This is a genomic window from Furfurilactobacillus cerevisiae (genome assembly GCF_048961765.1).
Classification (GTDB): Bacteria; Bacillota; Bacilli; order Lactobacillales; family Lactobacillaceae; genus Furfurilactobacillus; species Furfurilactobacillus milii_A.
Map to the genome: position 1 here is coordinate 1 of NZ_CP185255.1, position 11008 is coordinate 11008.

Annotated in this window: 12 protein-coding genes and 1 pseudogene; 8 read left to right on the top strand and 5 right to left on the bottom strand. The window is 37.5% G+C overall.

The features are described 5' to 3' along the window. The 4 genes and pseudogenes from ABUE36_RS14740 (at window position 1) to ABUE36_RS14755 (ending at window position 4014) form a co-directional block, all read left to right on the top strand. A complete protein-coding gene (locus ABUE36_RS14740) occupies window positions 1-924 on the top strand; it encodes a replication initiation protein (protein WP_100078199.1) in 924 nt (307 codons plus the stop codon). Between the two features lie 4 nt (window positions 925-928). Further along, the gene (locus ABUE36_RS14745) at window positions 929-1531 is read left to right on the top strand and encodes a DUF536 domain-containing protein (RefSeq protein ID WP_014386892.1); all 603 of its coding nucleotides are present in this window, start codon (window positions 929-931) and stop codon (window positions 1529-1531) included. Window positions 1532-1553: 22 nt separating this feature from the next. After that, window positions 1554-2192: pseudogene (locus tag ABUE36_RS14750) on the top strand (site-specific DNA-methyltransferase); the annotation flags it as partial. A gap of 118 nt (window positions 2193-2310) precedes the next feature. Beyond that, window positions 2311-4014, top strand: a complete 1704-nt coding sequence (locus ABUE36_RS14755) for a glycosyltransferase (protein WP_421017558.1) — start codon at window positions 2311-2313, stop codon at window positions 4012-4014. Window positions 4015-4475: 461 nt separating this feature from the next. Here ABUE36_RS14755 and ABUE36_RS14760 read toward each other — a convergent pair whose 3' ends face one another. Then, the gene (locus ABUE36_RS14760) at window positions 4476-5492 is read right to left on the bottom strand and encodes an IS30 family transposase (RefSeq protein ID WP_014386890.1); all 1017 of its coding nucleotides are present in this window, start codon (window positions 5490-5492) and stop codon (window positions 4476-4478) included. 106 nt (window positions 5493-5598) lie between these two features. Between ABUE36_RS14760 and ABUE36_RS14765 the strand changes: the two genes are divergently transcribed. After that, complete coding sequence (locus ABUE36_RS14765) at window positions 5599-5766, top strand: protein NO VEIN domain-containing protein (protein ID WP_225434093.1); 168 nt, start codon at window positions 5599-5601, stop codon at window positions 5764-5766. Between the two features lie 118 nt (window positions 5767-5884). On the opposite strand, the gene ABUE36_RS14770 is transcribed toward ABUE36_RS14765, so the two are convergent. Together ABUE36_RS14770 and ABUE36_RS14775 are read right to left on the bottom strand one after the other, a co-directional pair. Beyond that, the gene (locus ABUE36_RS14770) at window positions 5885-6241 is read right to left on the bottom strand and encodes a type II toxin-antitoxin system YafQ family toxin (RefSeq protein ID WP_027822196.1); all 357 of its coding nucleotides are present in this window, start codon (window positions 6239-6241) and stop codon (window positions 5885-5887) included. Continuing rightward, window positions 6241-6519, bottom strand: a complete 279-nt coding sequence (locus ABUE36_RS14775) for a type II toxin-antitoxin system Phd/YefM family antitoxin (protein WP_003586674.1) — start codon at window positions 6517-6519, stop codon at window positions 6241-6243. The genes ABUE36_RS14770 and ABUE36_RS14775 overlap by 1 nt, the downstream gene beginning before the upstream one ends. 76 nt (window positions 6520-6595) lie before the next feature. On the opposite strand from ABUE36_RS14775, the gene ABUE36_RS14780 reads away from it, so the two are divergent. Together ABUE36_RS14780 and ABUE36_RS14785 are read left to right on the top strand one after the other, a co-directional pair. Then, entirely contained in the window at window positions 6596-7183 is a 588-nt protein-coding gene (locus tag ABUE36_RS14780) for a site-specific integrase (RefSeq protein WP_063207285.1), read from the top strand. Window positions 7184-7195: 12 nt separating this feature from the next. After that, window positions 7196-7561 carry a hypothetical protein gene (locus ABUE36_RS14785; RefSeq protein WP_421017556.1) on the top strand — a complete coding sequence of 122 codons (366 nt, stop codon included), beginning with the start codon at window positions 7196-7198 and terminating at the stop codon, window positions 7559-7561. Between the two features lie 376 nt (window positions 7562-7937). Here the strand turns inward: ABUE36_RS14785 and istB are convergent, their stop codons facing one another. Then, window positions 7938-8675: an IS21-like element helper ATPase IstB gene (gene istB, locus ABUE36_RS14790; RefSeq protein WP_014386885.1), complete on the bottom strand. Its 738-nt coding sequence runs from the start codon at window positions 8673-8675 to the stop codon at window positions 7938-7940. A 9-nt stretch (window positions 8676-8684) separates the two neighbouring features. After that, window positions 8685-9908, bottom strand: coding sequence for an IS21 family transposase (gene istA / locus ABUE36_RS14795; protein ID WP_003555353.1), 1224 nt, complete (start codon window positions 9906-9908; stop codon window positions 8685-8687). A gap of 167 nt (window positions 9909-10075) precedes the next feature. Between istA and ABUE36_RS14800 the strand changes: the two genes are divergently transcribed. Further along, entirely contained in the window at window positions 10076-10288 is a 213-nt protein-coding gene (locus tag ABUE36_RS14800; protein WP_421017557.1) for a hypothetical protein, read from the top strand. Window positions 10289-11008 lie beyond the last annotated feature (720 nt).

Genomic DNA, 11008 nt, shown 5'->3' on the forward strand with positions numbered 1-11008 from the left:
ATGTCTAATGAGTTAGTTAAGTATGATCCTGAGTTGAATACTATTCCCTTGAGAAAATTTACCCCAATTGAGATGAATTTATTTTTTTCAATTGTTTCCCGCATGCGGGATCAAGGGAATAAAACTGTTCGTTTCTCTTTTGACCAGTTAAAAGAGCTTAGTAACTATAAACCAACCGCAAATAAACGTTTTATTGATGATATTGAAAATACATACCAAAAGATCCTCAGCCTTAGGTTTGGCCGTAGAAGTAAGAGTGGCTTAAATCGTGAATTTTTTGTTATGTTTACTGAATTTGAAATTAAAGGTGAAGCTGAAGAACCTTATGTTGATATTCAGATTTATCCCAAAGCATTGCACTTGCTAAACGATTTAGAAAGTTGGGTTCGTTATGCCCTAACAGAATTTAGAAATTTAAAAAGCAGTTACGCTAAAACAATGTTTCGTCTAATTAAGCAATTTCGAACTACTGGCTATTCTTATTTCTCTAAAGAAGATTTTTTTGAATTGCTTGATATACCTAAAAGTTATTGGAATAGTCCTTCAAATGTTGACAAAAAGGTTATTAAGCCAATTAGAGAAGAATTAACCCCGCTTTTTAGAGGGCTAACGATTAGAAAAAAATATGGTAAAGGCAGAGGAAAACCAGTTATCGGTTATTCTTTTACTTGGGAACCTGAAAGAAAGGACGCAAATGATTTTTCTCAAGGCAAATTTCAAGATGAGCGTCAAAAACTCTTTAACATTCAGCACAATGATGAATTATCAGATAAAGAAAAGTGGCGTGCAATTGACAAAGTTAAATGCTTGCCTTTAGGAACAACTGAAAAACAGGTACTGGCTGAAAAACAAGCTGAACATGATCAAAAAATCAGAGATCAAGCAAGACAAGAATTTCTCGCTGATCTCCGAAAGGGGTTTTAAAATCATGTCTAAAACTATTAGAGAACTTGCTGATGAATTGAAGGTCTCTAAACAAACTATTCAATATCACTACCAAAGACTACCAACAAAGAACCAACAAAAAGATAGTCAAGGTACAAACATGATTAGCCTTACAGCTGAAAGGATTATTAGGGACAAGGTAGCAAAGCCTTTGGTAGCAAAGAACCAACAAACAGGTGGCAAAAAAGTGACAAAATCTAGCAAGGAAAATAATGAGCTAATTGTTACTCTAAGAAGAGAAATAGAAGATTTAAAGTCTCAACGTGACAAACAGCTTGCTACCAAAGACCAGCAAATAAGTAACAAAGATCGACAAATAGATCGCCTAACAAAATTGGTGGATCAGCAACAGCAGTTACAACTAGCCACGGTAGCAGAAAACCATCGATTAAAAGAGCATGTACGGAAACTGAGTGAGTTGTCTGAACCCTCTAGTTCAATTCAAAAACGGGCAAAAAATGATAAAGATGATACCTTGTCGAATAACATTAATTCTAGTCAAGTCAAAGATAAAAACGACAAGCAGAAAGAAAAGAAAGTATCTAATAATAATAAAGCCAATAATAGTTGGTGGCATTTCTGGTAAAAATTAAAAAGGTGGATTAAACGTGAAAATAGAGCCTAAGATAATGTCTCAAGTCAAAAGTATTTTAGGAGAGTTTGGAAACAAGTATTTAACTAGTAAGGGTTCTCTAAAACGGAATAATGTAATTAATGATCTGGATAAATTCGATCATGAATTGATGACAAAGTTATTTAAAGATCCTTTAATACATAAAAATTATGTAGAAAAGATAGCTGATACTGAAGTATTTAAACTTAATCAATTTATTGAGATGTTTGAATATAAAGGATTTTGGGAAGACAGTTATACAAAATATACAAATAAAATCGGTTTAACGGCTAATGGAAAATTTATTGACGAATCTGCTGATGTGGTTCTAGATTTTCCATTCAAAGATACCGTGTTAAAAGCTGGCATGACGAAAGAAGATCAAAAAGATGCTGACGAACCCTTTTTGCATGAAACAATTGCTAAGCCTGAAATTGATGAATTGTTAGAACCCAAGATATTTGTCAATGCCACTAAGTATGATAAAGAAAATTTAGAAGGTGTATCCACTGATAAGTTTGATGATGAAAATTTAATCATCAAGGGGAACAACTTGATAGCTTTGCATAGTTTGAAACAACAATACGCTGGAAAAGTAAAGTTAATATATTTGGATGTACCATACAATACAGGTTAATGATTTATTTGAGCTGTGGAAGGTAAACGCGGTTCTGAATGTCTCTTAAAACCTGTCTCAAATATTGACTTCAATCCATATTTTATGGAAAAAAAATTAAAGGAATGTAGTATAAATGTTAAATGATAATGATTCAAAACTAAAAAAATTTCACTTGTTTCATTCTAAACCAGTCTTTGTACCAGTTATTTTAATTATTTGGTTGTTTATTATGTGCTTATATGAATATTTAACATACACAGATAGCATACTTCCTATTTTAACTAAAAAGCAACCACTAGAAGTAATTTTACCTATATTCAATCAATTATTTGTGGCACTTTTCTTTTTGCTTGGAATAACTAATATTATGATCGCTATCCGCTATGCAATGATTAAAGACAAAGTAAAAGAATCCGAACTAGCAATACTCGCAAAAGAAACGCCTGCAGACTGGCACCCTAAAGTTGAGTTATTGTATACGACCTATAATGATTTTATACCTTATGCACTAGCTCAATGTTTAAAACAGACATATGATAACACGCAGGGTGTTATTTTGGATAACTCTACAGACCCCAAATACATCAAGATGATTGATGATTTTGTGGTAGCCCATCCTAATGTAAAGTTAGTCAGAGATTCTCAAAACAAGCATGCTAAAGCTGGAAACTTAAACAATTATTTGTGTAATGGCACTCATGACTACGATTACTTTGTTATCCTAGATAGCGATGAATTATTAGAAAATAGATTTGTAGAAAAATGTTTAAAGATGTTTTATTACAATGATATTGGCATTCTTCAGTGTAATCACATTAGTGGACAAAACCACAATTCGTTTATGCGTACTTTCTCTAGTTCTGGCAATATTTTTTGGCCAGTGCAAAACGTTGTACGAAGCGTTGAAGGTGGCTGGTTAAATAAAACTGTGTCTGGCGTTTCTGTAGGCCAAACTGGAGGTGCATTATGTATTGAATTAGGTCATGGCGTCATGATGTCACGTGAATGCTTTGAAGATATTGGACAAATACCTTATGCGGTGGCAGAAGACCTTTGTACTTCTATTGAAGCTACACTAAAAGGCTGGAACATTAAATTTGCTTCACAAATTTACGGTAATGAAGCGTTTCCTGTTAATATGACAGCATTAATGATTAGATCTAGTAAGTTTTGTTCTGCAAATTTTGAATTTTTTAGAAAATATGCGTCGAGAATCATCAAGTCAAAGACCATAAGTCTCTATCAAAAAATCGATTTGTTTTGTTTTACCCTATCAGTTCCAATAAGTGCTTTTCAATATATTAGCTTAGTTATTGTTAGTATCATTTGTCCAGAGTTGCACATTCCACTAGTAACACAATTATTTATGTTATTACCGACGTTAGTCTGTTACTTTAGTCAAAGTTTAGTCGATAGTGTTTTTCATTTAAAAAACGGTATGAAATTCTTAGATTTATTGATTTATGAAGTAGAATCAATGTTGTTATATGGGTCTTTTTATTTTATTACAATCAAGTCTACCGTACTAGCTTTAATGAACAAACCTGCTAAATTCATAGTTACACCGAAGGTTAATGAGCATATAACTTTTCTGCATGCAATAAGAAATCATTATCAAGGAATCTTATTTTCAATATTTACAATAATTGCATGTATTGCAATTTCTGGAAGTTATTGGGTATTATTATCATTTATTCCGGGTTGTTTTGGGTTTTTGTTCGAAATGCAAGCTAATCATCGGACATCAGAAGAACAAATAAAAGCGGATAAATTACAGAGTTACAACAATAAGGCATTACAATTTGGCAACACGGAAACAGTTGATTGGAATGATTAAAATTACATCATTACTATTTTTTAGTATAGGAGTAAAAAAGGTGAGAAGTCAGAAATTTTAATCTGGGTAAAGTAGTGAATTGTTTTATCGAATGATAAACTGCTGAATCTATTTTATAACGAAGGACACAGCGCTTTAATCCGTATGCAAAAAGATGGCTGAAAAGGAAACTCGGCTTAAACAGCATAAATGTCAGTACTGTTTTTACGGATCACCGGGAGTCAGCGGTTCGACTTTTACCAGCATCCGCTGTTACAACTGCAGTACCAGTATGACTTTTCCGTCAACACTAGTCGATAAACTGTGTCCGGCATGTGCTGGAAAATTGCACACCTGCAAAGAATGCGGTGCTCCAATTAACATGGAAATTAATCATTAATTCATAGCCTAAACGATTAATTTCCCGTATTGTCAATCTAAGTGCAACAGTTTCTAGTCCAATCCTATAAGTGGTACACAGCTTAGAGTTCCGGCATCAGTTCCGCCGCACTCCGGTAGCCCAAGATACGACGAGGCCGGCTGTTGAGTGCGTCCTGGAAGCTCTGAATATCAATGATGTCGTAATGGTGGAGTGAGCGACCTTTCGGAATAAACTCTCGTAGAAGGCCGTTCTGGTTCTCATTTGTTCCGCGCTCCCATGGTGAGTACGGATGAGCAAAGTAGACATCAGTTTCTTCTACTGAATCTAGTTGTGCGAACTCACTGCCGTTATCAAAGGTGATGGTGGTGAAGTATTCCGCACCGTAATCATCAATGATGGACTGAAGTCCCACCTTACAGGTACTTGCTTTGTAGTTAGCGAGCTTGATGATGATTTCGAAGCGACTCGTCCGCTCTGTCAAAACCAGCAACGCAGGTTCGCTATCAACGCGCTTACCTTTCACTAAATCTCCTTCCCAATGCCCCCCTTGCCGACGGTCTTGAACTTCAATGGGTCTTTCATCAATCGAGGTACCAAGCTTTGTCTTATTGGTGCGGGTATGGGAATGGCTTCGTTTAATTCGCAAACTGGGTTTGCGCGGTAAGTCGTGGGTCCGTAGTTCGAATCTACCGGCCTCAATATCCCGGTAAACCGTTGGTGTTGAAGGAACAACCTCGTCTGCGTGTTCCCGTTTGAAGGTGTGCACGAAGCTGTCCACACTGTGTACGCGTGGACGTTGCTTGATGGCAGCGGCACAGGCGGCGTAGAACTCGGGGTTCTTCTCAAGCATCGTCTTGGGGCGACACCGCTCCCGCCGCTGAGCGTGCAGATAAGCTGCCGTATCAGCAAAGTAAATCAACGCTACCTTATGCCCGGGAATTCGCTGTAGAACGGAGCCACGAGTGATCTCACGCGAAATAGTACTACGAGAGCGGTTGAGTTCGCGGGCAATCCGTGCTTGGGAGAATCCCTGATTGAGCAGAGTTTCAATGCGAACGCGATCAAAATTTGATAGTTGTTGGTAAGCCTTAGAGATGGTACGCTTGATGTTGGTCATGATGTGCCTTTCTTATGTGCTTGGTTGCTTATAAGAATAGGTCATCATGGCCTTTTTGGTCTATTTAATTATGTGTTGCACTTAGATTGTAAACGCGGGGTTTTATATTTCTCAAAATGAACGCCAATACGCTAAAGAGGATAATTCATCATATTGGCTATATCGTGTTTACGATATTAATAAGGAAGCAAAATTAGAGAAGTATCATGGCAATCTAGAACAATATTTTAGTTTTGAACCAACTGATTATCTTGCTTTGAAGAAAGAAAATTAGAACGTACAGGGTCCATTTCTATCAAATACCCCCTCGAAAACGTTGAAAGAATAACCCCTAATATCTATAATGTAGATATTAGGGGTTATTTATTTTTATATACCAGAAATAGCTTCTTTTATTTGTCATTTTTTCGATACCTTTTAGCACGATTTTGACCAGGAAATAAACGATCATGCGATCCGACTCGAATTCCAATTAAGACTAGTTCATCTTTATCAATCGTATAAACAACCAGGACATCGTTAGTTTCGCTTGGTGTTTTGTTTTTCGGGGTATCTCGTAAGTGAAATTCATTATAACCGCTCATTCGCCGATTAAGCTCATGATCTTCAAATTCTGGTGGTAATTGTTGTTGCTCAAGCAACAGGTCAATGGCTGCTCGAACTTCATCAATAATAGATTTGTCTAAACTGGCTAACCGTTTTAGATCAGCATTAAAGGTTGCACGTGGTTTAAATCTTAGTTTTTTCATTATTTAAACTGACCCCAATAATCATCATCTGATTCAACAATTTCATCGTCAGGTAAAACATGGCGTTTAATTAACTGATCACGTGCAATTGCATATTCTAACGAACCTTCTTTAGCTTTTAATGCTCTTTCTAGCCAGTCCATTTTTTCTTGTGAAACGATGGCTACTGCGCGACTATTTGAACGAGCAATATAAACGGTTTCGTCTTCGTCATTAACTTGATCTAAATATTTTTTTAGGTTAGCGCGAAAATCGCTCTGTGTTAGTGCTAATGTCATATTTACCACCCTTTCATTGTACTTAATATTGTACTTTAATTTGTACTAAAAATCAATTTTTTAAGGAGCTAAAACTATGCAACAAATTGTCTTACCAATCAAAGATTCAAATGTGCTCAAAGAAGTGCAAGATACGTTACTCCATAATTTCAAAGCTGGTTGGCGTAACTATACCGTTTTTCAAGTGGGTAAAGCGACTCTGTTGCGAGTGAGCGACGTTATGAAGCTTCGTTGGACAGATGTCTTTAACGAAAACGGCACCGTGCGTCAGAATGCGTTTATCCACGACCAAAAGACCGGTAAAGCTAACCTGCTCTACTTAAAACCCGTGCAAACTGATTTATTAGCCTATCAAGCTTGGTTGCAAGAAAACCATTTGGTTTCTGACTGGTTGTTTCCCTCGATTCAGCACCCCGAGCGCCATATTACAGAAAAACAATTTTACAAAATCATGAGTAAGGTTGGCGATCTGTTAGGAATTAATTATCTGGGGACCCATACGATGCGTAAAACCGGGGCTTATCGCGTTTACACGCAATCAAATTATAATATTGGCTTAGTCATGAATTTGCTAAATCATTCCAGTGAGGCAATGACTTTAGCTTATTTAGGCTTAGACCAGGCTAGTACCGAAACGATGCTAGATCAAATTGATTTTGGTTAGGGGGGTGTTTTTATGGATTTAGATTTTGAAACCAACAAGTATGATCTTTTTGATGATTGGCATCAAAACAAGACCAAACAAGAGTTTACACAAAAGTTGCAACAACAAGCTCAAATTGAAAAAACACACCTGCCAAAATTATTGTCGCGTGAAGATTTAAAAATTCGTTGGCAGATGAACTCTCGTCAAAGTGTTCATCAAGTTGCTAGTAAGCCTGATTTTCCGCAACCCATTTTTGCTTTTAATCATGGCAAGACGCCACTTTACTTAGCAACTGAAATTCAAATTTTTGAAATTAATCACCCCTGGGTGATAACTCCCAGTGCTCGTCTTGCTTATAGTCATTGGATCCTTCGCAATGTGATTGATCAATCTTGATATTCAGCTCTAGTTTTTTTATAGTTGGCGCTAGCCTTCTAATACAAATAATACCCATTTCGATGGGGATTAAATCTACCCTTGACATCTGTCAAGGGTGTAAGTGCGCATTAAACTCATTTCATTCCGTTTAATGACGCTAAAAAATAGCTAACTTGATCATTAAAATAAAAGGGTTTTTTTAGTTCAATGCGCATTTACACGTCAACTAACTTTGACGTGTTTCGATATCCCAAAAATTGTATTAGGTTTCGCTGCGCTCAAACAAATCTTTTTAATTGCTTTACACCGTTTTTCTTTCTAAACTTAATCACAATTGTCAAGGGCAGTTTAAAAATGTAGGTTTTCGGCAGAAAGAAATGTAGGTTTTCGGCAGTTACTTGAGGCCACGTAATCGGTAAGATTTACCAGTGATCTTCACTACGTGAACATGATGAACCAAGCGATCGAGAATGGCTGCTGTCACAGTTGGGTTCTGGAAAATATCAACCCAAGCGGATAGATCACTATTGCTGGTAATGATCGTTGAATGCTTTTCATAGCGGGCATTGACTAGCTGAAATAAGAGGTTAGCTTCTTGGTGACCAATTGGCAAATACCCAATTTCATCAATAATTAATAGGTCATAGCGCGAATAGCGGCTTAGAGATCGATCAAGCAGTCCTTTTTCGTAAGCTGCTCTCAATCTAATCAACAGCTCATGACAATTAATAAAGAGAACCCGACAGCCCTGTTTACAGGCCTCAATCCCAATACTAATTGCCAAGTGGGTTTTACCGACTCCCGGATTGCCAATAAAGATTAAGTTTTCAGACTTTTCCATAAAAGCCAGATTCTGGAATTCCAGAACCTCTTGGCGATTCATACTGGGTTGAAAGCTAAAATCAAATGTATCTAGGGATTTTGTATTGGGGAACCGAGCACGGCCAATGGCCCGTGCAATCTGACCTTCGTGTCGATTCTGGAGTTCCGAATTAGTTAAATCAATTAGCGCCTCAGTTAATGACAGATTATCAGTGTGAATTTGATCAAGGTAATTCGGCAAGTATTCACGGATTTTGTTTAACCCTAAGCGCTCAAGATTATTTAAAAGAATTTGATTATTAGTGGTCATGGTAGCCTCCTATAAGTTGTCGTAATCAGTCATATGTTCACGAATGTAAGCTGAAATGTCTTCATCTGTCCGCCCTTTAAGCAAATCAGATTTGAGGATATTGAACTGATCTTGGGGGTCATAATTCAGCGAATTGGTAGTTATGGAGTGCGTACGAATTTCTTCTCCGTTATAATAAATGTGAATGCGCTGCTCATCATTGGAGATTTCAACAGCAACCGTACAACCAATGTATCGCGGATCTACTGAGTACTTACATTTGCGGAAATTGATCATGGCCTCCTTCGAAACGACACGGGTAATGTTTTCTTCGAAGTATGGTTCAAGGAGATTAACTGGAACGCGATGAAGGTACTCTTTTTCTTCGTCTAACCATTTCAGGTACGGGACTTCGTCCGTGGCCTGCGAAGTTTCATGATTTAGATCATCTCGGAGCATATGAACTAGTTCGATTAGCTCAGTTCCATCAGCAAATTCAGTATTGTATGGCCGTAAACGTTCAACCGTGCGAGCAAGGGCTTCAACTGCACCTTTAGTTTGTGGTCTGAATGGTCGACAAGCAATTGGTGTGAAACCGGCATCTTTACAGAATTCGTGGAACCGTTCGTTAAAGACAGCGTGGCCAAACTGGGATTTTGTATGATCCACAACGGTTTTCATATTATCAAACCAGATTTCCGTCGGAATACCTCCGGTATGAAGGAAAGCGTCGTGTAAGCAAGAAAAGAGGGTATCTTGGCTCCGATCAAAGGTTAGTGTCATATATTTGAGTTTTGAATAAGGCAATACATACAAGAAAATATTGAATTTAAACAGCTCACCCTCGCTGCTCACTAGGGCCATTTCTTCTTTCCAGTCAACTTGAGCAGAGAGACCAGGGGAATGTTCAATCCGAATGGTAGCTTTCTTAACTCGTTCTCGGCGGGTTTGGCGACAATAATCTTTCACGAGGGTATAGCTGCCGGTAAAGCCCTTCTTCTGGATAAATTTAAAAATTGAAGCAGCCGAACAATTTAGTTCAAGCTTTGAATCGATGGTTTGCTTGAATGGATCCAGTAAACTTGGCCGTTTCGGTCGACCACTTGGTCGGCCCTTAAGTCCAGCTTTGACTTCCTCATAGGCTTTCTTAACGGTTCGATAATCAACATTATATTGCCGGGCAATCTCGGCGAAGTTAGGCTTAATATTTTCAGTCACGTAAATCGTCACTCCTTCTCTTAAATCACGTCTCACATCAAATTCCTCCTACACTCTGATGTGATTCATGATACAAAAAATGTAGGAAAACCAACAGTTCTAACCTGCCGTTTTCCTACATTTTACGGGTGCCTTTTACACACAATCTTTGAATAACTAACTATAAAAAGATGCCTTTAATTTAAACCTGAAATAATTAGCTAATGTTAGGAGTAACTCAGATGGACGAAAAGAAAGTATTAAAGCCCATTGATGAAATGCTTGCTGATCCTTGGCAAGTTGATATTCAAGAATTGTTTGAAGCTTCTGTCAATGAACCTGACGAGATTAAAAAGAATTTGTATGATTCCTTATACACTTATATTTTGCAAAAAAGACAAGAAGATGTTATTAATCGTCCTGGCTTCGTTATTTAGCCCTCTAAGAGCCTGTTGAGGGCTTTTTATTTTTCCTTTGGTATAAATATATATAAACAGTCTCAAAATCGCTAGAAACGAGAAATAAGGCCCTTAAAAACGAATATAGCATTTAAAGTCTTGTTAAGATTCGGAAAAACTAACTGTTTGCTGTCAATGGTAGCGGACGAGCGCAGCGTGGGAGCATAAGGAATTGACAGCTCTAAACCAGTCTTAACACTGAATTGGCGAAAGCCAAAGTTTCTATAAAACTTTGCTTTCCTGCCTAACGGCGAGTGAAAAAGCGGTCAAGCTGGCTCAGCTTGGACGGGGTTCGGGGCGTCAGCGCCCGAATTAATGTGGCTTGCCACACCTTTTAGGCAACGAACAGCGTGAGGCGCAAGGAGCATAGCGACTGGAGTTTAATGTGAGCCGTTTTTTGGCTCACTCCTTTGTGTTTTTTTTGTTTTAGGTTTGTATCTCGTACAGTGGCGCCTCTTATATACCTCTTTTATAAACCTCTTTTAAACCTCTTTTAGACCCCTCTTTAGCCCTACTCTCCCAAGGCTCACAGAAGTTTATCAAGTACCTTTTGTCTGTTTATCAAGTACCTTTTGTCTGTTTATCAAGTACCTTTTGTCTGTTTATCAAGTACCTTTTGTCTGTTTATCAAGTACCTTTATAAGTTCTGTACTTGATAAAAAGGTACTTTTATTTTAATATGTGTTTGAGGTGATAATC

What these genes read in the sequence shown, in the direction of transcription:
- ABUE36_RS14800 (WP_421017557.1), top strand. Translation starts at nt 10,076, where the DNA reads ATGTTAGGAGTAACTCAGATGGACGAAAAGAAAGTATTAAAGCCCATT.
- ABUE36_RS14775 (WP_003586674.1), bottom strand. Translation starts at nt 6,519, where the DNA reads ATGACATTAGCACTAACACAGAGCGATTTTCGCGCTAACCTAAAAAAA.
- ABUE36_RS14745 (WP_014386892.1), top strand. Translation starts at nt 929, where the DNA reads ATGTCTAAAACTATTAGAGAACTTGCTGATGAATTGAAGGTCTCTAAA.
- ABUE36_RS14770 (WP_027822196.1), bottom strand. Translation starts at nt 6,241, where the DNA reads ATGAAAAAACTAAGATTTAAACCACGTGCAACCTTTAATGCTGATCTA.
- ABUE36_RS14785 (WP_421017556.1), top strand. Translation starts at nt 7,196, where the DNA reads ATGGATTTAGATTTTGAAACCAACAAGTATGATCTTTTTGATGATTGG.
- istB (WP_014386885.1), bottom strand. Translation starts at nt 8,675, where the DNA reads ATGACCACTAATAATCAAATTCTTTTAAATAATCTTGAGCGCTTAGGG.
- ABUE36_RS14740 (WP_100078199.1), top strand. Translation starts at nt 1, where the DNA reads ATGTCTAATGAGTTAGTTAAGTATGATCCTGAGTTGAATACTATTCCC.
- ABUE36_RS14760 (WP_014386890.1), bottom strand. Translation starts at nt 5,492, where the DNA reads ATGACCAACATCAAGCGTACCATCTCTAAGGCTTACCAACAACTATCA.
- ABUE36_RS14780 (WP_063207285.1), top strand. Translation starts at nt 6,596, where the DNA reads ATGCAACAAATTGTCTTACCAATCAAAGATTCAAATGTGCTCAAAGAA.
- ABUE36_RS14755 (WP_421017558.1), top strand. Translation starts at nt 2,311, where the DNA reads ATGTTAAATGATAATGATTCAAAACTAAAAAAATTTCACTTGTTTCAT.